The 22469-nt window shown below is 67.1% G+C and carries 17 protein-coding genes and 1 tRNA gene; 8 read left to right on the top strand and 10 right to left on the bottom strand.

Annotation, left to right across the window (positions count from 1 at the left end):
* Positions 1-10: 10 nt before the first annotated feature.
* The 4 genes from hisD to KHC23_RS24185 all read right to left on the bottom strand — a co-directional run bounded on the left by hisD (position 11) and on the right by KHC23_RS24185 (position 3796).
* A complete protein-coding gene (gene hisD / locus KHC23_RS24200) occupies positions 11-1303 on the bottom strand; it encodes a histidinol dehydrogenase (RefSeq protein WP_213376260.1) in 1293 nt (430 codons plus the stop codon).
* 205 nt (positions 1304-1508) lie between these two features.
* The gene (locus tag KHC23_RS24195) at positions 1509-1988 is read right to left on the bottom strand and encodes a DUF2948 family protein (protein ID WP_213376259.1); all 480 of its coding nucleotides are present in this window, start codon (positions 1986-1988) and stop codon (positions 1509-1511) included.
* 86 nt (positions 1989-2074) lie between these two features.
* The gene (murA, locus tag KHC23_RS24190) at positions 2075-3364 is read right to left on the bottom strand and encodes a UDP-N-acetylglucosamine 1-carboxyvinyltransferase (RefSeq protein ID WP_213376258.1); all 1290 of its coding nucleotides are present in this window, start codon (positions 3362-3364) and stop codon (positions 2075-2077) included.
* Positions 3365-3541: 177 nt separating this feature from the next.
* Complete coding sequence (locus tag KHC23_RS24185; RefSeq protein WP_213376281.1) at positions 3542-3796, bottom strand: hypothetical protein; 255 nt, start codon at positions 3794-3796, stop codon at positions 3542-3544.
* Positions 3797-3987: 191 nt separating this feature from the next.
* Here KHC23_RS24185 and KHC23_RS24180 point away from each other — a divergent pair.
* Positions 3988-4062 (top strand) — tRNA-Thr (locus KHC23_RS24180).
* A gap of 55 nt (positions 4063-4117) precedes the next feature.
* Here the strand turns inward: KHC23_RS24180 and KHC23_RS24175 are convergent.
* The 4 genes from KHC23_RS24175 to KHC23_RS24160 all read right to left on the bottom strand — a co-directional run bounded on the left by KHC23_RS24175 (position 4118) and on the right by KHC23_RS24160 (position 11590).
* Positions 4118-5356: an arginine deiminase gene (locus KHC23_RS24175; protein ID WP_213376257.1), complete on the bottom strand. Its 1239-nt coding sequence runs from the start codon at positions 5354-5356 to the stop codon at positions 4118-4120.
* A gap of 24 nt (positions 5357-5380) precedes the next feature.
* Positions 5381-6817: a basic amino acid/polyamine antiporter gene (locus tag KHC23_RS24170; protein ID WP_213376256.1), complete on the bottom strand. Its 1437-nt coding sequence runs from the start codon at positions 6815-6817 to the stop codon at positions 5381-5383.
* Between the two features lie 490 nt (positions 6818-7307).
* Positions 7308-10436: an efflux RND transporter permease subunit gene (locus tag KHC23_RS24165; protein WP_213376255.1), complete on the bottom strand. Its 3129-nt coding sequence runs from the start codon at positions 10434-10436 to the stop codon at positions 7308-7310.
* A 5-nt stretch (positions 10437-10441) separates the two neighbouring features.
* Complete coding sequence (locus tag KHC23_RS24160) at positions 10442-11590, bottom strand: efflux RND transporter periplasmic adaptor subunit (RefSeq protein ID WP_213376254.1); 1149 nt, start codon at positions 11588-11590, stop codon at positions 10442-10444.
* Between the two features lie 565 nt (positions 11591-12155).
* On the opposite strand from KHC23_RS24160, the gene KHC23_RS24155 reads away from it, so the two are divergent.
* Both KHC23_RS24155 and KHC23_RS24150 read left to right on the top strand, forming a co-directional pair.
* Complete coding sequence (locus KHC23_RS24155; protein WP_213376253.1) at positions 12156-13289, top strand: carboxylate-amine ligase; 1134 nt, start codon at positions 12156-12158, stop codon at positions 13287-13289.
* Between the two features lie 130 nt (positions 13290-13419).
* A complete protein-coding gene (locus KHC23_RS24150) occupies positions 13420-14790 on the top strand; it encodes a glutamate--cysteine ligase (RefSeq protein WP_213376252.1) in 1371 nt (456 codons plus the stop codon).
* Positions 14791-14818: 28 nt separating this feature from the next.
* Here the strand turns inward: KHC23_RS24150 and KHC23_RS24145 are convergent, their stop codons facing one another.
* Positions 14819-15703, bottom strand: coding sequence for a LysR substrate-binding domain-containing protein (locus KHC23_RS24145; RefSeq protein ID WP_213376251.1), 885 nt, complete (start codon positions 15701-15703; stop codon positions 14819-14821).
* 193 nt (positions 15704-15896) lie between these two features.
* Here KHC23_RS24145 and KHC23_RS24140 point away from each other — a divergent pair, with 193 nt between their 5' ends.
* Positions 15897-16298, top strand: coding sequence for a DUF1127 domain-containing protein (locus KHC23_RS24140; protein WP_213376250.1), 402 nt, complete (start codon positions 15897-15899; stop codon positions 16296-16298).
* A gap of 252 nt (positions 16299-16550) precedes the next feature.
* Positions 16551-17612 carry an LLM class flavin-dependent oxidoreductase gene (locus KHC23_RS24135; protein ID WP_213376249.1) on the top strand — a complete coding sequence of 354 codons (1062 nt, stop codon included), beginning with the start codon at positions 16551-16553 and terminating at the stop codon, positions 17610-17612.
* A 180-nt stretch (positions 17613-17792) separates the two neighbouring features.
* Here the strand turns inward: KHC23_RS24135 and KHC23_RS24130 are convergent, their stop codons facing one another.
* Entirely contained in the window at positions 17793-19193 is a 1401-nt protein-coding gene (locus tag KHC23_RS24130) for a glutamine synthetase family protein (protein ID WP_213376248.1), read from the bottom strand.
* 189 nt (positions 19194-19382) lie between these two features.
* On the opposite strand from KHC23_RS24130, the gene KHC23_RS24125 reads away from it, so the two are divergent.
* Genes KHC23_RS24125 through KHC23_RS24115 form a run of 3 tightly spaced genes read left to right on the top strand, consistent with a single transcriptional unit; the run spans position 19383 to position 22298 of the window.
* The gene (locus KHC23_RS24125; protein ID WP_213376247.1) at positions 19383-20558 is read left to right on the top strand and encodes an ABC transporter ATP-binding protein; all 1176 of its coding nucleotides are present in this window, start codon (positions 19383-19385) and stop codon (positions 20556-20558) included.
* Positions 20559-20568: 10 nt separating this feature from the next.
* Positions 20569-21480, top strand: coding sequence for an ABC transporter permease (locus KHC23_RS24120; protein ID WP_213376246.1), 912 nt, complete (start codon positions 20569-20571; stop codon positions 21478-21480).
* Positions 21480-22298 (top strand): ABC transporter permease subunit, encoded by an 819-nt coding sequence (locus KHC23_RS24115; protein ID WP_213376245.1) that lies wholly within the window; start codon positions 21480-21482, stop codon positions 22296-22298. Before KHC23_RS24120 ends, KHC23_RS24115 begins: the two co-directional genes overlap by 1 nt.
* Positions 22299-22469 lie beyond the last annotated feature (171 nt).

Below are 22469 nucleotides of genomic sequence, written 5' to 3'. Positions count from 1 at the left end.
CGCGCGCCCGTCAGAGGTTCAGCCGGATCGCCACCGAACGGGCATGGGCACCGAGCCCTTCCGCCTCGCCCAGCGCGATCGCCGCCGGGCCGAGCGCGCGCAACTGCTCCGGCCCGCATTTGAGGATGGAGGTGCGCTTCATGAAGTCGAGCACGCCGAGGCCCGAGGAGAAGCGGGCCGAGCGGGCGGTCGGCAGCACATGGTTGGACCCGCCGACATAGTCGCCGATCGCCTCCGGCGTGTGGGCGCCGAGGAAGATCGCCCCGGCATGGTGGATGGATTCGGCCAGTGCCTCGTCGCCGGCCGCCATGATCTCCAGATGCTCCGGGGCGATGCGGTTGGCCAGCGCCGGCGCCTCGATAAGGCTGCCGAGCAGGATCACCGCGCCGAACTCCTCCCAGCTCTTTGCCGCGATGTCGCGGCGCGGCAGTGTGGCGAGCTGGCGTTCCACGGCGGCGATGACGGCATCGGCCAGCGCGGCGTCATCGGTCATCAGGATCGACTGCGCGGCGGTGTCGTGCTCGGCCTGGGCGAGCAGGTCGGCGGCGATCCAGTCCGAGTTCTGCGTGCCATCGGCGATCACCAGCACCTCGGAGGGGCCGGCCACCATGTCGATGCCCACCGTGCCGAAGACATGGCGCTTGGCCGCCGCGACATAGGCGTTGCCCGGCCCGACGATCTTGGCGACGGGGGCGATGGTCTGCGTCCCATAGGCCAGCGCGGCGATCGCCTGCGCCCCGCCGACGCGGTACACCTCGTCGACGCCGGCGAGATCGGCGGCGGCCAGCACCAGCGGGTTCAGCACGCCGTCCGGCGCCGGCACCACCATGGCGAGGCGCTTTACGCCCGCGACCTTGGCCGGCACCGCGTTCATCAGCACGGAGGAGGGATAGGCCGCCGTGCCGCCGGGCACATAGAGCCCGACCGCGTCCACCGCGGTCCAGCGATGACCGAGCTCGACGCCGGCGGCGTCGACATAGCGCCCGCTTGTCGGAAGCTGGCGTTCATGATGGGAGCGGATGCGCGCATGGGCGAAGGCGAGCGCCTCGCGCGTGGCGGGGTCGGACGCACGCACCGCCGCCGCGATCTCGTCGGCGGTCACGCGGATGCCCAAGCCGCCGAGGTCGACGCGGTCGAAAGTCCTGGAAAGGGCGATCAGCGCCGCGTCGCCGTGCCTGCGCACCTCTTCGACGATCTGCGCCACCGCCTGCGCCACGTCGGGCGAGACCTCCCGCTTGGTGCCGAGGAAGGCGTGGAAGCGCTCAGCGAAATCGGGCGAGCGGGTGTCGAGGCGAAGCGGCATGTCAGGGTCCTGCGGGTCGGCGGTGCGGCGCGACAATATAGGGCGCATCAGGACTTCGCGCCGGGCTCCTGCGGCCCGCGCCGGTGCCGAAGCGGTGCGGGCATCAGGTCGCGCCGGCGCGCAGCTACCTGTTCAACCTGTCCTATCGCAACCGGGCTCGCCGAAGACAAGGCCATTCGGACAGGGCGCCCGCGCGCCCCGGCGCTCAGGCCTCGTGGCAGGGCGTGCCCTTGGCGTCCCAGGCGGGACCGAGATCCTCCAGCCCGGCCTCCATGCATTCGACGTCGAGCTGCACCTCGCTGCCGCCGGAGAACAGGAAGGTCACGACGCCTGAGGGGGAATTCGTCTCTTCGAAAGTCAGCGCCAGCAGGTTCAGGACGCCCGTCTTCTGCTTGAGGTCGAGCCCGCGCACCCGGGCACTGAGCACACGCTCGAAGCGCAGCCCCGCCCGGCGTCGCACGCACGGGCCGGCGGCGGCCGCCGCCACGCCGACCGGCGCGTCGATATCAGCCATCGCCTCGGCCTGGATCGCCTTCTCCCAGTCGAACCGGTTGGCGAGCAGCACGAAGCGCCGCTCCTTCGGCAGGAAGGTCATGTCGCCCACCGCGACCACCGCGTCCTGCAGGTGCACCGAGAGGACCGCCAGATCCTCGCTGTCGAGCGCTATCAGCTTCAACCCGGCCATGTCGTCATCTCCGCAACGTCACACGACGCTCAGATGGCGCTGCCGAGCCCGCACGGCAAGGGGTTGCGGAAGGCGCGGGGTCCCGCTCAGCCCGCCAGCCGCTCGATTTCGGCGCCGCAGGCGGAAAGCTTCTCCTCCAGCCGCTCGAAGCCACGGTCGAGATGGTAGACGCGGTGGATCATGCTCTCGCCTTCGGCGGCGAGCGCGCCGATGACCAGCGACACCGAGGCGCGCAGATCGGTCGCCATGACGGGAGCCCCCTTCAGCCGCTCCACCCCCTCAATGGTGGCGGTCTCGCCGTCGAGATGGATGCGCGCGCCGAGCCGGGCCAGCTCCTGCACATGCATGAAGCGGTTCTCGAAGATGGTCTCGGTGATGCGCGAAGTGCCGCCCGCCCGGGTGGTCAGCGCCATCAGCTGGGCCTGCAAATCCGTGGGGAAGCCGGGGAACGGCGCCGTCGTCACCTCCACCGGGGAAATGCCGGCGCCGTTGCGCGTCACCCGCAGCCCCTCATTGGTCGCCGAAACCTCCGCCCCGGCCCTGCGCAGCGTGTCGAGCGCGGAATCGAGCAGATCGGCCCGCGCGCCGGACAGCAGCACGTCGCCGCCGGTCATCGCCACCGCCATCGCATAGGTGCCGGTCTCGATGCGGTCCGGCAGCACGCTGTGACGGGCGCCGCGCAGGCGCGGCACGCCGACAATGCGGATGGTGGCGGAACCCTGACCCTCGATGCGCCCGCCCATGGCATTGATGCAGTCGGCGACGTCGACGATCTCCGGCTCGCGCGCGGCGTTCTCGATGATGGTCTCGCCCTCGGCCAGGCTCGCCGCCATGATCGCCGTATGGGTGGCGCCGACCGACACCTTGGGAAACACGATCCGCGCGCCCTTCAGCCCCTTCGGCGCGCGGGCGATCACATAGCCCGCATCGATCTCGATCGCCGCGCCCAGCGCGCGCAGCGCGTCGAGATGGAAGTCGACCGGGCGGGTGCCGATGGCGCAGCCGCCGGGCAGCGACACCTTGGCCTCGCCCATGCGCGCGAGCAGCGGCCCGATGACCCAGAAGCTCGCCCGCATCTTCGAGACCAGCTCATAGGGCGCCGTGGTGTCGACGATCACCCGCGCGTCGATCTCCAGCGTCTGGCCGGCATAGGCGTCGTCGCCCCGCCGCTTGCCGTTCACCATGATGTCGATGCCGTGATTGCCGAGGATGCGCTGGAGCTGCGACACGTCGGCGAGGCGCGGCACATTCTCCAGCACCAGCTTCTCGTCGGTGAGCAGGCCCGCGATCATCAGCGGCAGGGCGGCGTTCTTGGCGCCGGAAATCGGGATCGTCCCATTGAGCGGGTTGCCGCCGACGATGCGGATGCGGTCCATGAAGTTCAAAGCTCCTTCCAGCGCGGCAGACGGCGCGAGGCAAGTCCATGAGAGGGACCGCCGTCGCGTCCGGCGCCTGTCCGCTGCGGCATGTATGGGCGATGGGGCCGATTCGTGGCGTCCCACCCTCTATTCCCCTAAATCTCTACCGTGTGTCGCCGGGCGCGACAACGCGGGTCAGGTCTCCCCGTCCCGGCGGACCGGCGCGCCGGCCGGCGAAGGCGTCTCTTCCGCGGTGGCAGGTGGGGAGGAGGTGGGCGCGGCGGGGCTCGGAACGGCGCGAGGCGACCGCGTTGGCGCGTCGGCAGAAGGCTCGGCCGGCACCTCCGGCGGCACCAGCCGGCCGCGCGCCTGCTGCTTGCGCCGCTTGAGATTGGCGCGCAGCGCCGCCGCCAGCCGCTCGGCCCGCGCCGCCTCTTCCTGGCCGCTCATCCCGCTTACTCCCTCGCCCGCTCCCGGCCAGACTTACTGCGCCGGCCGGGCGGACGGAAGGGGCGGCGCGAGGCCGCCGCCGCCGCCGCCATGCACAGGCATGGGGGAATTGCGCGCCCGACGCTTGCGCCGACCCCCGCGCTGTGGCAAACGTCCCCGCGCCTTGGCGGCGAGTGCCGCCGAAACGCGGCGCTGCGGTAGCTCAGTGGTAGAGCACTCCCTTGGTAAGGGAGAGGTCGAGAGTTCAATCCTCTCTCGCAGCACCAGCCAAATCCATAACAGCACCAAAAACACCTCGGGCGCGCAGGCGTGTCGCCGCGCTCAGTAATCCACCGCGTCTCGAATGATCGGGCAGGTCATGCAATGTCCGCCGCCCCGCCCGCGCCCGAGTTCCGAGCCGTCAATGGTGATGACCTCGATGCCGGCCTTGCGCAGGAGCGTATTGGCGTAGGTGTTGCGGTCATAGGCGAAAACGACGCCCGGCGAAGCGCAGACAAGGTTGGCGCCGGAATCCCACTGGGTGCGCTCGCGCATATAGTCATTGCCGCCGGTGTGGACGACGCGCATCTCCTTGAGGCCCAGCGCTTCGCGCACCGTCTCGACAAGGCCGCCCTTGTCCTTGTGCAGCTCGATGCCGCCCTTGCCGTCCGGGCGGTAGGAGAAGCAGTCGATCTTGTCGACGATATCAGGGTAGAGCAGCACGCAGTCGCGGTCGGCGAAGGTGAAGACCGTGTCGAGATGCATCGCCGCCCGCAGCTTCGGCATGGCGGCGATGATGACGCGCTCGGCGGCGCCCTGGGCAAACAGCGCGGCGGCGAGCTGACTGATCGCCTGGCGCGAGGTGCGCTCGCTCATGCCGATCAGCACATTGCCCTTGCCGATCGGCATCACGTCGCCACCTTCCAGCGTGGCGAGGCCCCAATCCCGGGTGGGGTCGCCCCACCACACCTTCACCTTGCCGGCGAAGTCCGGGTGGAACTTGTAGATCGAGGTGGTGAGGATGGTTTCCTCGTGCCGCGTCGGCCAGTAGAGCGGGTTCAGCGTCACGCCGCCATAGATCCAGCACGTGGTGTCACGGGTGTAGAGCGTGTTCGGCAGCGGCGGCAGCAGATACTCGTTGACGCCGGCGGCATCGCGGATCAGCGCCAGCGTCTCGCCGCCAATGGTCTCGGGGAATTCGTAGGTCGAGAGGCCGCCGATCAGGGTTTCCGCCAGCTGGCGGTTCGGCAGCCCGTCGAGATAGGAGCGCACCTCGTCGACGAAGCCGACGCCGATCGTGTTCGGCACCACCTGATGGTCGAGGATCCACGCCTTCGCCTCGGGAATGGCGACCGTCTCGGTCAGCAGATTGTGCATCTCGACGACGTCGATGCCGCGATCGCGCATCTTGGTGATGAAGTCGAAATGATCGCGCTTGGCGACATCGACCCACAGCACGTCGTCGAACAGCAACTGGTCGCAATTGCTCGGGGTCAGGCGCTGATGAGCGCGTCCCGGAGCGCAAACCATGACCTTGCGCAGTTGGCCGACTTCGGAGTGAACACCGAAGGGGGTTTCCATCATGGGACTCCTATGCCTGGTCGATCAAGGGGTGATGGTGCCGGTGAGAAGGCCGTAGGTACCGACGGCGGCGGCCACCACCGTGATGCCGAAGATGAGCAACTCGGCCCTTGTGAACACGCGCGCCTTCTGCTCGCGACGGGCCCAGAAATAGAGAAGGATTGTACCCGGCACGAACAGCACGGCCACCAGCAGCACATATTTCAGCCCGGCGGCGACGAACATGAACAGCGTGTAGACCACGGCGATCCAGGCGACGATCTGATCGCGGCCGCGCTCGCGGGGTGTCGCCTCATAGCCGACGCCGCTGCGCGCCAGCAGCACGCCATAGCCGGCGACCAGCAGGTAGGGCAGGAGCGAGGTCACGCTCGTCATGTCGAGCATGAAGTTGAAAGCGTCGCGCGACCAGTAGGTCGACACGACGAACAGCGAGACCACGATGTTCGTCAGCCACAGGGCGTTGGCGGGCACGCGGTTGCCGTTCTGCGCCGCGAACAGCTTCGGCATATCCTGCGACCTGGCGGCGGCGAACAGCACCTCCGCGCAGATCAGCGACCAGGCGAGATAGGCGCCGAGCACCGAGACCAGCACGCCGATCGAGATGAACACCGCCCCCCAGTGCCCGACAACGAGTTCGAGCGCGCCGGCCAGCGAGGGGTTCGTCACGCCGGCGATCGCCGCGCGCGGGGCGGTGGCATAGGGGAGCATGGTCACGGCCACCATCAGGCCGGTAACGGCGACGAAGCCGAGGATGGTGGCGGTGCCGACATCCGAGCGCTTCTTGGCGTAGCGCGAATAGACGCTCGCGCCCTCGATGCCGAGGAACACGAAGACGGTGATCAGCATGGTGTCGCGCACCTGCGCCAGCAGCGTCTTCTCCGGCATGTTCACGCCGCCGAAGAAGTTCTCCGAGAATTGCGCGTAGTTGAAGAAGAACACGAAGGCGAGGATCGCCACGATCAGCGGCACCATCTTGGCGATGGTGACGATGGTGTTGATGACCGTCGCCTGCTCGATGCCCCGCAGGATCATGAAATGGAAGGCCCAGATGCCCACCAGCGAGACGATGATCGCGGTCGCCGTGCTGCCATCGCCGAATATTTCGGGGAAGAAACGCCCGAGCGTCGAGCCGATCAGCACCCAGTAGAACACATTGCCGAGACAGCTTCCGAGCCAGTAACCAAAAGCTGACAGGAAGCCCATATAGTCGCCGAAGCCCGCCTTGGCGTAGGCGAAGATGCCGGCGTCGATGTCGGGCCGCTTTTCCGCCAGTGACTGGAACACCCGTGCCAGCATGTACATGCCGGTTCCGGCAATCGACCAGGCGATGATCGCGCCGAACGGGCCGGTGGCGGTGGCGAAGCGGCCGGGCAGGTTGAAGATGCCGGCGCCGACCATGGAGCCGACCACCACCGCGGTCAGGGCAGGAAGCGAGAGCTTGCCAGCGGAGGTGTCAGCCATGTTGCGCCTCTTGGAAAAGAAGGAAGCGTGGTGCGTGCAACCCGTTAGACCCGCAGACAACTCAAGAAATGGGCCGGGAGTCCCAATTGTTGTCGTGCAGCTCCGATCTTACGTCTTTTGACGTAAAGAGCCATATCCCCGATATGTTGCGAGTGCGAAGAAAGAGGGCCCTTCTACGGCAAGGAAAACATGAATTTTGTTCGCAAATGCCGCATGAACTCTGCGTCGCCTAAGGCGGAGATTTGGAATCGCGACAACCATGTCTTCCCGCCCGGGCCGACGGCCAGCATGGATCGCGCAGGGGCGCTGTCCGGCGCGCTCGGGGTGGCGGTGGGAGCGGCGGGTTTTGGTGCGGGAGGCGGTGCCGGCGCGGCCACGGTCGCGGTCAGCGCGTCGCGCAGGGCATTGGCGTTCGAGGCCGTGACAGAGCGTCCGCCGGTGGTCTCGGCGAGGCAGGCGACTTGCGCGTCCTCCGCCTCGGTCAGGCCGACTATGACGGCGTGGGGCCCGGCTGGGGCACGGCCGGCGATTCCGTCGAGTTCCGGCCGACCCTGCGGGACGCGAGCCTGTCGAGCGCGAGATAGATGACCGGCGTGGTGTAGAGGGTGAGAAGCTGGCTCACCACCAGCCCGCCCACGATGGCGTAACCCAGCGGCTGACGCAGTTCCGAGCCGGTGCCGTGACCGAGCATCAGCGGCACGCCGGCGAGCAGCGCGGCGAAGGTCGTCATGAGGATGGGCCGGAAGCGCAGCAGGCAGGCCTCGCGAATGGCATCGTGCGGCGACATGCCCTCCATGCGCTCACGCTCGATCGCGAAGTCGACGATCATGATGCCGTTCTTCTTCACGATGCCGATGAGCAGGATCACCCCCACCAGCGCGATGATCGAGAAGTCGAAACCGAACATCCACAGCATGATCAGCGCCCCGAGCCCGGCCGAGGGCAGCGTCGAGAGGATGGTCAGGGGATGGATATAGCTCTCATAGAGCACGCCGAGGATGATGTAGATCACCAGCAACGCCGCCGCGACCAGCCAGGGTTCGCTGGCGAGCGAATCCCGGAAGGCCTGGGCGTTGCCCTGGAAGGCGCCCTGCAGCGTCGCCGGGATGCCGATCTCGGCTTCGGCATTGTGGATCGCCGCCACCGCATCGCCCAGTGCGACGCCGGGGGCCAGATTGAAGGACAGCGTGACCGACGGGAATTGCGACTGGTGGTTGATGGACAGGAAGCTGGTCGGCAGCGAGGTCCACTTGGCCAGCACGCTGAGCGGCACCTGCTGGCCGGTAAGCGGCGATCGGAGATAGATCGCGTCGAGCGCGCGGGGCGAGTTCTGCAGATCGGGACGCAGTTCGAGAATGACGTGATAGCTGTTGAGCTGGGTGAAATACTGCGCCACCTGACGCTGGCCGAAGGCGTCGTAGAGCGTGTTGTCGATATCGGTGGGGCTGATACCGAGCGTTTCCGCCTGGTCGCGGTTGATGGTCAGGGTGAGCGTGGTGCCGCCGTTCTGCTGGTCGCTGGCGAGGCCGCTCAGTTCCGGCAGCGTCTTGAGCTTTGCCAGCAGCTTGGGCGCCCATTCGTTCAGTTCGTCGATATCGCCGTCCTGCAGCGTGTACTGGAACTGGGTGCGCGAGACCCTGCCGCCGACATTGAGGTCCTGCGCCGCCTGCAGGAACAGTGCGGCGCCCTCGACATGAGCGAGCTTGGCGTTCAGCCGGTCGATGATCTGGAAGGCGGAGGCCTTGCGCTCATCGCGCGGCTTCAGGGTGATGAACATCCGGCCATTGTTCACGGTCTGGCCGGCGCCGGCGCCAATCCCCATGCCGACGGTCGCGACATCGGGATCGGCGGCGACGATCGCGCCGAGCGCCTGCTGGCGTTTGACCATCTCGCTGAAGGAAATGTCCTGCGCCGCCTCGGAGACGCCGATGATGAGGCCGGTGTCCTGAAGCGGAAAGAAGCCCTTCGGGATGTAATAGAACAGCACGCCGGTCGCCATGACCGCGGCGAGAAACAGCGCCAGCGTCGCCCGCCGGTGGTCGAGCGCGACGTCGAGCGTGGCGCGATAGCCCGCGAGCAGGGCATCGAAGGCGCCTTCCGAGAGGCGGTAGAGCCGGCCATGGGGCTTCGCCTCCTTCGCCCTTGGCTGGAGAAACAGCGCGCACATGGTCGGCGTCAGGGTGAGCGAGACGAAGGCGGAAACGGCGATGGTGATCGTCACCGTGACCGCGAATTCGCGGAACAGCCGTCCCACCAGCCCGCCCATCAGCAGCAGCGGGATGAACACCGCGATCAGCGACAGGCTGATGGACAGGATGGTGAAGCCGATCTCGGCCGAACCGTCCAGCGCCGCCTGTAGCGGCGTCTTGCCCATCTCCAGATGACGCTCGATGTTCTCCAGCATCACGATGGCGTCGTCGACGACGAAGCCGACCGCGATGGAGAGCCCCATCAGCGAGAGATTGTCGAGGCTGTAGCCCAGCCCGTACATCGCCGCGAAGGTGCCGACGATCGCGAGCGGCACGGCGATCGACGGGATAAGCGTCGCCCAGAGACTGCGCAGGAAGACGAAGATCACCGCCACCACGAGGACGATGGTGATGACAAGCGTCTTTTCCACGTCGTCCACCGAAGCCCGGATGGTGCCGGTGCGGTCGCTGAGGATTTCGAGGTCGATACCGGCCGGCGCCCCCGCCATGAGGCGCGGCAGCGTGGCCTTGATCTGCTGGACGGTGCCGATGACATTGGCGCCCGGCAGCTTGAACACCGGCATGATGATGGCCTGCCGGCCGTTCGACCACGCCGCGAGCTGGTTGTTCTCCGGCGCGTCGACGGCGGTGCCGATGTCGCGGACCCGCACCGGCGCGCCGTTGCGGAAGGCGAGGATGGCATCGAGCCAGGGCGCGGCGGAGGTCAATTGGTCGTTGTCGTAGAGTGTGAAGGTGCGGTGCCGGCCCTGGACCGTCCCCTTGGGGGCGTTGACCGTGGTGGAGACGATGGCCTGCCTTATGTCTTCCAGCGACAGGCCGAGATTGGCCACCTTGGCGGGATCGACCTGGATGCGCACGGAAGGCTTCTGCTGCCCGAAGACGCGGACCTGCCCCACCCCGTCGATCTGGCTGACGTGCTGCTCCAGCACATTTTCGGCGAAGTCGTCGACCTGGGTGATCGGCAGCGTCTTCGAGGTGAGCGCCAGCACCAGAATCGGTGGATCGGCCGGGTTCACCTTGCGATAGGTGGGAGGGGAGGGAAGGTCGGTCGGAAGCTGGCCGCCGGCGGCGTTGATGGCGGTCTGCACGTCCTGCGCCGCACCATTGATGTCGACGCCGAGGTTGAACTGCAGCGTGATCGACGAATTGCCGAGCGTGGAGACGGAGGTCATCTGCGCCACGCCCGGAATTTCGCCGAACTGCCGCTCCAGCGGCTGCGTCACCGAAGAGGCCACGATCTCCGGGCTCGCCCCGGGGAGCTGGGTGGAGACCTGAAGGGTCGGGAAATCGACGTCCGGCAGCGGCGCGACCGGCAAATAGGGGAAGCTCGCCGCGCCCAGCAGCAGAATCCCGGCCATCAGCAGCGAGGTGCCGACAGGGTGGCGAATGAACCAGGAGGATAGCGACACCGGCGTCAGCTCCCGGCCGGGGCGGCGGGCGTCGATGGTGCGACGCGGGCGCCCGGTGCCAGCCGGTACTGGCCGCGCACCACCACCTGCTGGCCTTCGGCGAGCCCGTCCTCGATGACGGCGACATGGTCCGCGATCTGGCCGACCTTCACCGGCGCGGCGGCGACGGTGTCCGCGTCTGCGACGACATAGACATACGGGCCGTCCGGCCCGCGCTGCACCGCATCGGATGGCACCGTCAGCACGTGGCTGAGCGTGGCCACGAGCGTCTGCACATCCACGAACTGGCCGGGCCAGAGCGCGTCGTTCCTGTTGGGAAAGACCGATTTGAGCCGCACCGTGCCGCTCTGCGGGTCGATTTGGTTGTCGATCAGTTCCACGCTTCCGACATCGAGCGTCGAGCCGTCCTCGTGCGAGGTCGCCAGTGCCTGCACCTTGCCGGCGGCGAGCGCGGCGCGGATCGCCGGTACATCGGTCTGCGGCAGGGTCGAGATGACGCTGATCGGATGGATCTGGTTGATGACGACGAGGCCGCCCGCATCCGCCGCGTGGACGATGTTGCCCTGGTCGACCAGCCGGATGCCCGCCCGCCCGTCGATCGGCGACGTGATGTGCGTATAGGAAAGCTGGGTCTGAGCGTTGTCGATCATCGCCCTGTCCTGCGCGATCTGGGCGACGAACTGATCGACGCTGCTGCTCTCATTGTCGATCATCTGCTGGCTCGCAAAGGCATCCTTGCCGAGCTTGGTGTCGCGGCCGAGATTGAGCCGCGCATTGGCGAGCGAGGCCTCGTCCTGCGCGAGTTTCGCCTTGGCCTGGTCGAGTGTCGCCTGAAACAGGCGCGGGTCGATGACGGCGATGAGGTCGCCCTTGCGGATGTCCTGCCCTTCGCGGAACAGCACCTGCTGCAATTCGCCATCGACGCGCGAGCGGACCGTAACGGTGTTGAAGGGCGTGACCGTGCCGATGCCGGTGAGGTGGACCTGCACGTCGCGCCGCACGACGCGGGCGGTTTCCACGGGAACCGGCGGGGGAGGCGGCTGTTCCGCCAGTGAGCGGCCGGAGGCGCGCCATGACCCATAGGCCGAAGCCGCGAGGGCGACCGTCAGAAATGTTGCAATGGCGGGCCAACGCCAGCGCCGGGCATCCAGCATTGCGCGGTTCTCCTCGCCAAAGACGATTCACTCTCGCACCGGCTCGTCAGGGGGTTCTTTCGCAAATGCCGGCCATCGGCGGGCAATGACGTGTATTTTGCGCGATGCCACCGTGAACAGGGGTGAAAGCGGGTCGATCCTTACCGCGTGGAACCCGCGCCGGTTCCATGCGTTGGAACGGGTTGGAAAGTCCGCTGGAGGGCCGTCGTCCCGGCCGCAGCCCGAGAGCCGGGATCGACCATCGCGATACCGACGACGTTCCGGAACTGGCCTGCGATCCTTCCGCAACGAGGCGGGCGGAAGTGCTGCCCAGCCGGCTCCTGGCGGGGTTGCCGCCCGCTATGCCGCTAGGGGAGGTTGCGGAGGAATTTTCGATATTGCAAGTTTAAATTTTACTTACAGAGCAATAATTGAAATACAACTCCCTATTTATATGACATTTTCATAGGTCATATTCCGGTCTTACTTTTGCATCATGCCTCGTCGCAACGCGCGGCTGATTGATTCTGTGTCGGCTAAGCTGAGACGGGATGCGCCATGGGGAATGAATGCGGGGAAGGACGCCATGTCTGAAGCCAGGACGGAAGACTACCGCATCGGCATCGAGGAAGAATATTTCATCGTCGAGAGCGAGACCAAGAGCGCCCTGCGGCGGGTCCCGCCGGCCTTCATGGGCAAGGTGCGCGATTCGCTCGGCAAGGCGGTCTCCGGCGAGTTGCTGCAGTCGCAGATCGAGGTGATGACCCGTCCCCATGGCAGCGCCGCCGACGCAAGGCGCGAGTTGCACGGTCTGCGCCGGTCCCTCGCCGAGGTGAGCGAGGGCTTCGACCTCGCCTTCATCGCCGCCGGCACCCATCCCACCGCCAGCTGGCAGACCGGCAAGCGCACGCCGACGCAGCGCTATGACGGGGTGATGCACGATTTGCAGATGCTCGGCGAGCGCAACATGCTGTGCGGCATGCATGTGCATGTCGAACTGCCCGACGCCGACCAGCGCATCGACGTGATGCGCCGCATCCTGCCCTATCTCCCGGTCTTCGTGGCGCTGTCGACCTCCTCGCCCTTCTGGGAATCCAAGCGCACCGGCCTGATGGGCTATCGGCTCGCCGCCTATGACGAGCTGCCGCGCACCGGCCTGCCGGAGCTGTTCGAGAGCGCGAAGGACTACCGGGACTATGTCGACGCGCTGGTGGCGGCGCGGGCGATTCGCGATTCGAGCTATGTCTGGTGGACCATCCGCCCGTCGGAAAAGCACCCGACGCTGGAGCTGCGCGCGCCCGACAGCTGCACCCGGGTGGAGGATTCGGTCGCCATCGCCGCGCTCTACCGGGCGCTGGTGCGCCACCTCGTGCGCGACCCGAAGCTCAATGCCGGCATCGACGCGGTCGACCGCGCCATTGCGGTGGAGAACAAGTGGCGGGCGCAGCGCTACGGCATCCATGGCAGCTTCGTCGACCGCCGCGCGCGCGAGGCGATTCCCGTGGCGCAGGCGGTGGAGACGCTGATCGACCAGCTCACCGACGATGCCGAGGCGCTCGGCGGCCGGCCGGAACTCGACCATCTGCGCACCATCATCACGGGCGGCACCAGCGCCGACATTCAGATCGCGGTCTATCAGGAGGCCGCCCACCGCACCGGCAACCGCAACGAGGCGCTCAATGCGGTGAAGACCTGGCTCACCCACGCCTCGGCGCAGTAGACGCTGCGTAAGCCGGGGGGTGGTGATATACGGCGCCGCAATCCCCGTTTTCGGTCGGTAGTTACCGTGATTTGCGCCGCGCCTGCGCCTGTGTATGGTCTCGCGCCCAGCATGCCGGCCGGAGTTTCCTATGGCGCGAGACCAGATCGATACGCAGCCCATCGAATGCCGCGACGAACTCGTCGCGTGGTTCGAGGCCGGCTGCAAGGCGCCGTCGAAGTTCCGCGTCGGCACCGAGCACGAGAAGTTCCCCTTCACGCTGAGGGGTCACGATCCCGTTCCCTATGAGGGCGAAAACGGCATCCGCGCGCTGCTGGAGGGCATGCAGGCGCTGAACTGCTGGGAACCGATCATGGAGGGCGAGACCATCATCGGCCTCGCCGACAATGTCGGCGGCGGCGCCATTTCGTTGGAACCGGGCGGGCAGTTCGAGCTTTCCGGCGCGCCGCTGGTCACCGTCCACGAGACCTGCGCGGAGGTGAACAGCCATCTCGAACAGGTGCGCGAGGTGGCGACGCCGCTCGGCTTCGGCTTCCTCGGCCTCGGCATGAGCCCGAAATGGACGCTGGCGCAGACCCCGGTCATGCCCAAGGGCCGCTACAGGATCATGGCGAACTACATGCCGAAGGTCGGCACGCACGGCCTCGACATGATGTTCCGCACCTGCACCGTGCAGGTGAACCTCGATTTCGGCTCGGAAGCCGACATGGTGAAGAAGCTGCGCGTCGGCCTCGCTTTGCAGCCGGTGGCCACCGCCCTGTTCGCCAATTCGCCGTTCACGGAAGGCAAGCCGAACGGCTTCCTTTCCTTCCGCTCGGAGGTCTGGCGTGACACCGACAACAACCGCGCCGGCATGCTGCCCTTCGCCTTCGAGGACGGCATGGGCTTCGAGCGCTATGTCGACTACGCGCTCGACGTGCCGATGTACTTCATCAAGCGCGGCGACACCTATATCGACGTCGCCGGCTCCTCCTTCCACGACCTGCTCGCCGCCCGGCACGCGGCGGTGCCGGGCGAGAGGGCGACCGTGTCCGACTGGGCCAACCACCTCTCCACCATCTTCCCCGAGGTGCGGCTGAAGCGTTACCTCGAAATGCGCGGCGCCGATGGCGGCCCGTGGCGCAACCTGTGCGCCCTGCCAGCGCTGTGGACCGGGCTTTATTACGACACCACGAGTCTCGACGCCGCCTGGGACCTCGCCAAGGGCTGGACCGCCGACGAGCGGCAAAGGCTGCGCGATGACGTGCCCCGGCTCGGCTTCAAGGCGGAGATCGCCGGCCGCTCGATGCTGGATCTGGCGCGCGAGGTGGTGGAAATCGCCCGCGCCGGCCTCGCCCGCCGGGACTATCGCGACAGCCAGGGGCGCGACGAGAGCCGCTTCCTCGGCCCTCTCGACGCCAGCCTCGCCGCCGGCCTCACCCCGGCCGAGATGCTGCTGGCGCGCTATGGGGGGCAATGGAACCGCTCGATCGAGCCGCTCTTCGACGAGTGCGCCTACTGAGCGGGCGGCGCCGGAGGGCGTTCGCGCGCTACTCCGCCGCGATCGCCGCATCGGAGATGTTGTCGAGGCCCTGCACGATGTGATGGGCCAGCGCGTCGGCGAGCGGCGAGGCTTCGTGCCGGTTGCGCAGCAGGCCGATGCGGCACGGCGCCAGCGTCGGGAAGCCGTCGGAGGGCCCCAGCACCCGCATGCCGGGCCGCAGCCCGGATTCCGGCAGCACCGAGATGGCGAGGCCGGCCAGCACCGCCGCCGAGACCGCCGTCGAGTTGGACGAGGTGTAGAGGATGCGGAACGGCCGGTCGGCGGCCTGCAGCATGGAGATCGCCTCCTGCCGCCAGTTGCAGGTCTGCCGCCCCAGCGCCAGCGGCACCGGGCCTTCCAGATGCACCGAATGACGGGTGGAGCCGACCCAGAGCAGTTGCTCGCGGCGGATGATCTCGGTCTCGCGGTTCATCGTCTCGCAATCGGTGATGATGGCGAGGTCGAGATCGCCGGTATCGATGCGGTCGATGAGATCGGTCGAGGGGTCGCACACCACGGTCAGTTCGACATTGGGGTGGGTGGCGGAGAACCGCGCCATGATTTCGGGGAGATAGCGGTCGGCATAGTCGTCCGGCACACCGAGCCGCACCCGGCCCGACAGCTCGGCGGAGGCGAGGCTGGCCATCGCCTCGATGTTCAGCTTGACGATGCGGCGGGCATAATCGAGCAGCCGGTCGCCCTCGTCGGTGAGGCGGGAGGCGCGCCCGTCACGGGCGAAGATGGCCCGGCCGACCCGTTCCTCCAGCCGTTTCATCTGCATCGAGACCGCCGACTGGGTCTTGTGGACCACCTCGGCCGCCTTTGTGAAACTGCCTGTTTCGGCAATCGCGATGAATGTTCTTAATTGATCAATGTCCAGCAGTACGCTCATCGGAGCCCTCACGACGGCCTATCATCAAGGTTGATGATATCTCGGATCATAAACATTCGCTAGTGTGATTGATCGGAGCCCGTCATAACACACCTGCCGCGAACGGACGATGTCGATATCGGGTGGCCCCTGAGCCTGCCCGCGATCAGAAAACCCAATGTCGTCGCCGCGCGGCCGACAGATGGAGGTTTCGATGTCGTATCTTGGCGAAGTCCGGAGAACCGCGTTCTCCTCGTTCGGTACCGCGGCGAGCGGTCTGCTGATCGCCGCGTTCACGGGTAGCGTCCAGTTCATCAAGGCGGTCGCCAGCCGGCGTCATCTCGCCCAGCTCGGCGAGTTCGACGACCGCATGCTGCGCGACATCGGCCTGACCCGGGCCGATCTGCGCGACGCCTCGTCCGGCCCGCTCTGGCAGGACCCGACCGCCGTGCTCGTGGTCCGCTCGGTCGAGCGCCGCGCCGCCCGCCGCATGTCGATGCGCGACGCGCTGCGCGAGGCCGCCCGTCAGGACGCCGCACAGGCCGCGCGCGCCGGCCGCCCCTCCGGCCACACGCCTGTCACGCCGCGCAACGACGATCTCATCTCCTGCGGCTGACCATGCGCCGTCCCCGTTCACGGCCCCGTCCGGCCGAACCCGACTACGGCGACATCGACCCCCTCGTGTCGCCGACTTGAAGCCCGCTGGTTCGTCCAGCGGGCTTTTTTTCCGCCCGCACGGCCGCACTCTCTGCCGGCCTCGCCTTTGCAGCCGTGAAATCCCGTCCTTGCACGGGCGGTGATGCGCGAGCGCGCCGCCCGGTCCATATGGGTGGCGCCGGCGCGGTGCCGGAGCAAGGGGACCTCTCCCATGGCACAGCTTCTCGAACTTGGCCTCGACACTTTCGGCGATGTCACCTCCGGCGCGGACGGCACGCCGCTCCCCCATGCGCAGGTGATCCGCGACCTGGTCGAGGAGGCCGTGCTGGCCGACGAGGTCGGCGTCGACTTCATCGGCGTCGGCGAGCATCACCGTGACGATTTCGCCGTCTCGGCACCGGAGGTGGTGCTGGCCGGCATGGCCACACGGACGAAGCGCATCCGCCTCGGCTCGGCCGTCACCGTGCTGTCCTCGGACGACCCGATCCGGGTGTTCCAGCGCTTCGCCACCGTCGACGCGCTGTCGAACGGGCGCGCCGAGGTCATTCTCGGCCGCGGCTCCTTCACTGAATCCTTCCCGCTGTTCGGCTTCGACCTGAAGGATTACGAGACGCTGTTCACCGGGAAGCTCGACCTGTTCGCGGCGCTGCTGCGCGGCAATGGGACGGCCGAAGGCATCACCTGGGAGGGCGAACTGCGCCCGCCGCTGAACCGGCAGCACGTCTATCCGCTGGTCGAGACCGGCACCCTCAAGACCTGGATCGGGGTCGGCGGCTCACCTGAATCGGTGGTGCGCGCGGCCCGCTACGGGCTGCCGCTCATGCTCGCCATCATCGGCGGCGAGCCCGGCCGCTTCGCGCCCTATGTCGACCTCTACCACCGCGCCGTCGCCCAGCTCGGCGAAACCGCGCAGCCGATCGGCGTGCATTCGCCCGGCTATGTCGCGGAGACCGACGAGCAGGCGCGCGAGGAATTCTTCGCCGACTACAAGCGCATGCGCGACCGTATCGGCGCCGAGCGCGGCTGGCCGCCCATGGGGCGCGACGAGTTCGAGCGCGAGGTCACCCGCGGCTCGCTCTATCTCGGCTCGCCCGAGACGGTGGCGCAGAAGATCGCACGGACGGCGAAGGCGCTGGGCATCGGGCGTTTCGACATGAAGTACAGTGCCGGCCCGTTGGCCCATGAGAAAGCGCTGAAATGCATCGAACTCTACGGCACCAGGGTCATCCCGCGCGTGCGGGAGATTCTGGCCGAGGAGAAGGTGGAGGCGTAAGGCTCCGTAGGAGCCAACGCCGCCCGCACGACGTCATCCCGGACGGCCGTAGGGCCGATCCGGGATCGCGCCGGGCCGGGCTGAAGATGCGGATGGCCGGGTCAGGCCCGGCCATGACAGTGCTCAAGGATGGCCGGGTCCCGCCCGGCCATGAGGGTCGTCAGGCGCGGCGGCCCCGCCTCACACATTCAGCAGCAGATATTCCCGCTCCCAGGGCGAGATCACCCGCATGAAGGTGTCGAACTCGGTCTGCTTCACCGCCGTGTAGGTCTTCACGAAGGACGGCCCCAGAACGGTGGCGATCGCCTCGGAATGCTGCATCGCCGCCACGGCTTCGAGCAGGCCGCGCGGCAGCTCGAAATCGAGGCCCTTGGCGTCGGCTTCCAGCGGCTCGGTCGGGCGCAGCCCTTCCACCATGCCGAGATAGCCGCAGGCGAGCGAGGCGGCGATGACGAGATAGGGATTGGCGTCGGAGGACGGCACCCGGTTCTCCACCCGCCGCGCCGCCGGCGAGGAGGGCGGAATGCGCAATCCGGCGGTGCGGTTGTCATAGCCCCACTGCACGTTGATCGGCGCCATCGAATCGCGGGTCAGCCGGCGGTAGGAGTTCACGTAAGGGGCGAGGATCGACATCACCGCCGGCAGGTAGCGCTGCTGGCCGGCGATGAAGGAGAAGAACTCCGGCGTCGGGTCGCCGTCGAGATCGGAAAAGATGTTCCTGCCGGTCTCTTCATCGACGATGGACTGGTGGATATGCATGGCCGAGCCGGGCTCGTCGGCGATCGGCTTGGCCATGAAGGTGGCGTAGATCTTGTGCTGCAGCGCCGCCTCGCGGATGGTGCGCTTGAACAGGAACACCTGGTCGGCGAGCACGATCGGGTCGCCGTGCAGCAGGTTGATCTCCATCTGCGCCGCGCCGTCCTCGTGGATCAGCGTGTCGATCTCCAGCCCCTGCGCCTCGGAATAGTCGTACATGTCCTCGAACAGGGCGTCGAACTCGTTCACCGCCTGGATCGAATAGGACTGGCGGCCGATCTCGGGCCGGCCCGAGCGGCCGATCGGTGGCTTGAGCGGGTAGTCGGCATCGACATTCGGCTCGACCAGGTAGAACTCGATCTCCGGCGCCACCACGGCCTTCCAGCCCTTCTTGGCGTAGAGGTCGACCACGTTCTTCAGCACCTGCCGCGGCGCCAGTTCCACCGGACGCCCGTCGCGGTGATAGGCGTCGTGGATGATCTGGGCGGTGGGGTCCTGCGCCCAGGGCACGATGGCGAGGGTGGAGAAGTCCGGCTCCATCACCAGATCGCTGTCCACCACCACCGAATCGACGAGGTTGTCATAGGGCGGGTAGTCACCGGAAATGGTCTGGAAGAACACCGACAATGGCAGGTTCATCGTCGGGCCGGAGAGGAACTTGGATACCGGCATGATCTTGCCGCGGCCGACGCCGGCAAGATCCGGTACGGCGCATTCGATCTCGGTGATGCCGCGGGCGGCCATCCATGCCTTCGCCTCGGCGAGGGAGGAGACACCGCGGGGATTGTCGACCGCGTCCTTGTCGGAACGCTTCTTCTTGGCCATGATTGCCTTCCTGATGCGCGTTCTGCGCCGCCTGAGGCAATCACGGCCCGCTCGGTGTCGTCAAGGCGGCCCACCCCGCCACCTTTCCAGGCATGGTAAAATTGTTCGCATTGTGCCGTTGAGCCGTCGCCCGAAGCCGGTTAGCGTCGACGTGCCGACATAGCCGGCGGGGAAACGGGATCAGTCAGCATGAGCACCGGCGTCGCCGAGAAGACGCAGAAGACCATTGGCGGCATCCGTCGCAAATTTGCTCCCTGGAACGACCCGCAGGCCGTTCCGCTGATCCGTTACCAGAACGTCACCAAGCGCTTCGGCGAGTTCACCGCCGTCGACAATCTCTCCCTCGACATCTACGAGCGCGAATTCTTCGCCCTGCTGGGCCCGTCCGGCTGCGGCAAGACCACGCTGATGCGCATGCTGGCCGGCTTCGAGGACCCGACCGAGGGGCAGATCACCCTCGCCGGGCAGGACCTCGTCGGCACGCCGCCCTACAAGCGGCAGACCAACATGATGTTCCAGTCCTACGCGCTGTTCCCGCATATGAGCGTGTGGGACAACATCGCCTTCGGTCTCCGGCAGGACCGCATGGAGAAGGGCGCCGTTAATGCCCGGGTCGAGGAGATGCTCAAGCTGGTCAAGCTGGAGACCTTCGCCAAGCGCAAGCCGCACCAGCTTTCCGGCGGCCAGCGCCAGCGCGTGGCGCTGGCCCGCTCGCTGGCCAAGCGGCCCAAGGTGCTGCTGCTGGACGAGCCGCTCGGCGCGCTCGACAAGAAGCTGCGCGAGGAGACCCAGTTCGAGCTCATGGACATCCAGATGGAGCTCGGCATGACCTTCCTGATCGTCACCCACGACCAGGAAGAGGCGATGACGGTGGCCGACCGCATCGCGGTGATGAACCATGGCAAGCTGGTGCAGGTCGACCAGCCGGCGGTGATCTACGAGCACCCGAATTCGCGCTACGTGGCCGATTTCGTCGGCGACGTGAACATTCTCGACGCTACCGTGGAGACGGTCGAGCCCGGCATGGTCACGGTGCGGCCTGCGGCGGCGCCGGACCGGCGCTTCCGCATCGCCCAGGACTGCGCGGTCAAGCCCGGCGACAGCGTCGCCATCGCCCTGCGGCCGGAGAAGATGCGGGTCGAGCTCGACCCGCCGGGCGATTCCAGCGTCAACTGCCTCCAGGGCGAGATCTGGGACATCGGCTATCTCGGCGACCTGTCGATCTACCATGTCGAGCTGCCCGGCGGCTCGCGCGTCAAGGCCGCCAAGCCCAACCTCACCCGCATGGTCGAGCGCCCCATCACCTGGGACGACAAGGTCTATGTCTCCTTCACGCCCGACGCCGGCGTGGTCCTGACAAGCTGAGGAGGCATTCATGGCGACCAAGGCGAACGGGCGGTGGCTGGTCCTCGCCATTCCCTATCTGTGGCTGCTGGCGCTGTTCCTCGTCCCGTTCCTGATCGTCTTCAAGATCAGCCTGTCGCAGGACGCGATCGCGCAGCCGCCCTATGTGCCGACCTTCGACCTGGCGCAGGGCTGGGCGCTGTTCCGTGAGAACCTGTCGGAACTCTCCTTCGAGAATTACGGCTATGTGCTCTCCTGGGACAACGAGTTCATCGAGGCCTACGGCTCCAGCCTGTGGATCGCCGGCATCTCGACCATCCTGCTGCTGCTGGTCGGCTATCCCATAGCCTACGCCATGGCGCGGGCGCCGAAATCCATCCGCCCGACGTTGCTGATGCTGGTCATCCTGCCGTTCTGGACCTCGTTCCTGATCCGCGTCTACGCCTGGATCGGCATCCTCTCACCCGAGGGGCTGCTGAACCAGCTGCTGATCGCGCTTCACATCATCAGCCCGGACGCGCCGCTGCAGATTCTCGCCACCGACACGGCGGTCTATATCGGCATCGTCTATTCCTACCTGCCCTTCATGATCCTGCCGCTCTACGCGGCGCTGGAAAAGATGGACGAGACGCTGCTGGAGGCCGCCGCCGATCTCGGCTGCCCGCCCTTCGCGGCGTTCTGGAAGATCACCTGGCCGCTCTCGCTGCCGGGCGTGTTCGCCGGCTGCCTGCTCTGCTTCATCCCGGCGGTGGGCGAGTTCGTCATCCCCGACCTGCTCGGCGGCTCGGACACGCTGATGATCGGCAAGGTGCTGTGGACCGAGTTCTCGGTGAACCGCTCCTGGACCGTTTCCTCGGCGGTGGCGGTGCTGCTGTTGATGGTGCTGGTGATCCCGATCGTCTTCTACCAGAACCTCCAGGCACGCGAAGTCGAGGGACGCTGATGCGCAAGGGACTCTCCTGGTTCAACGTCACCTCGATCGCGCTCGGGTTCACCTTCCTCTACATCCCGATCATCCTTCTGGTGATCTACTCGTTCAACGCCTCGCGGCTGGTGACGGTGTGGGCGGGCTTCTCCACCCACTGGTACTGGCAGCTGTTCCAGAACCAGCAATTGCTGGACGCCGCCTGGGTGACGCTGCGCGTCGCCTTCCTCACCGCCACCGTCGCCACCGTTCTGGGCACGCTGGCGGCGATCACGTTGACGCGCTACGGCCGCTTCCTCGGCCGCACGCTGTTCTCCGGCATGGTCTACGCGCCGCTGGTCATGCCGGAGGTGATCACCGGCCTGTCGCTGCTGCTGCTGTTCGTCGCCATCGGGCTGGACCGCGGCTTCTGGACCATCACGCTGGCGCACATCACCTTCACCATGTGCTTCGTCTCGGTGGTGGTGCAGTCGCGCCTCGTTACCTTCGACCGCTCGCTGGAGGAGGCGGCGCTCGATCTCGGCTGCACGCCGTTCAGGACCTTCTTCGTCATCACCCTGCCGATCATCCTGCCGGCGGTGGTCTCCGGCTGGATGCTGGCCTTCACCCTGTCGCTCGACGACCTCGTCATCGCCAGCTTCACCACCGGCCCGGGCGCCACCACCCTGCCGATGCGCATCTACAGCCAGGTGCGCCTCGGGGTGACGCCGGAGATCAACGCCGCCTGCACCATCCTCATCGCCATCGTCACCGTGGTGGTGATCTTCGCCTCGATCATGACCAAGCGACAGGAGGCGGAGCGCCAGAAGGCCGAGCGGCTGGCGGCAGCAGGGTAGCCCACGCCACCGGCCCGCCGCCCCGTCCGTCATGCTGAGGTGCCGGCCTCGAAGCACACGGCCCGGCGCCGCTGGGCGCGTACAGCGAGAGCCGGGATCACGTCGAACAGGACACCGTGCGTCCTTCGAGGCCCGGCCTGCGCCGGGCGCCTCAGGATGACGGTGGCCAGC

This window comes from Ancylobacter dichloromethanicus, from assembly GCF_018390645.1.
Taxonomy (GTDB): domain Bacteria; phylum Pseudomonadota; class Alphaproteobacteria; order Rhizobiales; family Xanthobacteraceae; genus Ancylobacter; species Ancylobacter dichloromethanicus.
This window is presented reverse-complemented; position numbering and strand designations above follow the sequence as displayed.

What these genes read in the sequence shown, in the direction of transcription:
- hisD (WP_213376260.1), bottom strand. Translation starts at nt 1,303, where the DNA reads ATGCCGCTTCGCCTCGACACCCGCTCGCCCGATTTCGCTGAGCGCTTC.
- KHC23_RS24195 (WP_213376259.1), bottom strand. Translation starts at nt 1,988, where the DNA reads ATGGCCGGGTTGAAGCTGATAGCGCTCGACAGCGAGGATCTGGCGGTC.
- murA (WP_213376258.1), bottom strand. Translation starts at nt 3,364, where the DNA reads ATGGACCGCATCCGCATCGTCGGCGGCAACCCGCTCAATGGGACGATC.
- KHC23_RS24185 (WP_213376281.1), bottom strand. Translation starts at nt 3,796, where the DNA reads ATGAGCGGCCAGGAAGAGGCGGCGCGGGCCGAGCGGCTGGCGGCGGCG.
- KHC23_RS24175 (WP_213376257.1), bottom strand. Translation starts at nt 5,356, where the DNA reads ATGGAAACCCCCTTCGGTGTTCACTCCGAAGTCGGCCAACTGCGCAAG.
- KHC23_RS24170 (WP_213376256.1), bottom strand. Translation starts at nt 6,817, where the DNA reads ATGGCTGACACCTCCGCTGGCAAGCTCTCGCTTCCTGCCCTGACCGCG.
- KHC23_RS24160 (WP_213376254.1), bottom strand. Translation starts at nt 11,590, where the DNA reads ATGCTGGATGCCCGGCGCTGGCGTTGGCCCGCCATTGCAACATTTCTG.
- KHC23_RS24155 (WP_213376253.1), top strand. Translation starts at nt 12,156, where the DNA reads ATGTCTGAAGCCAGGACGGAAGACTACCGCATCGGCATCGAGGAAGAA.
- KHC23_RS24150 (WP_213376252.1), top strand. Translation starts at nt 13,420, where the DNA reads ATGGCGCGAGACCAGATCGATACGCAGCCCATCGAATGCCGCGACGAA.
- KHC23_RS24145 (WP_213376251.1), bottom strand. Translation starts at nt 15,703, where the DNA reads ATGAGCGTACTGCTGGACATTGATCAATTAAGAACATTCATCGCGATT.
- KHC23_RS24140 (WP_213376250.1), top strand. Translation starts at nt 15,897, where the DNA reads ATGTCGTATCTTGGCGAAGTCCGGAGAACCGCGTTCTCCTCGTTCGGT.
- KHC23_RS24135 (WP_213376249.1), top strand. Translation starts at nt 16,551, where the DNA reads ATGGCACAGCTTCTCGAACTTGGCCTCGACACTTTCGGCGATGTCACC.
- KHC23_RS24130 (WP_213376248.1), bottom strand. Translation starts at nt 19,193, where the DNA reads ATGGCCAAGAAGAAGCGTTCCGACAAGGACGCGGTCGACAATCCCCGC.
- KHC23_RS24125 (WP_213376247.1), top strand. Translation starts at nt 19,383, where the DNA reads ATGAGCACCGGCGTCGCCGAGAAGACGCAGAAGACCATTGGCGGCATC.
- KHC23_RS24120 (WP_213376246.1), top strand. Translation starts at nt 20,569, where the DNA reads ATGGCGACCAAGGCGAACGGGCGGTGGCTGGTCCTCGCCATTCCCTAT.
- KHC23_RS24115 (WP_213376245.1), top strand. Translation starts at nt 21,480, where the DNA reads ATGCGCAAGGGACTCTCCTGGTTCAACGTCACCTCGATCGCGCTCGGG.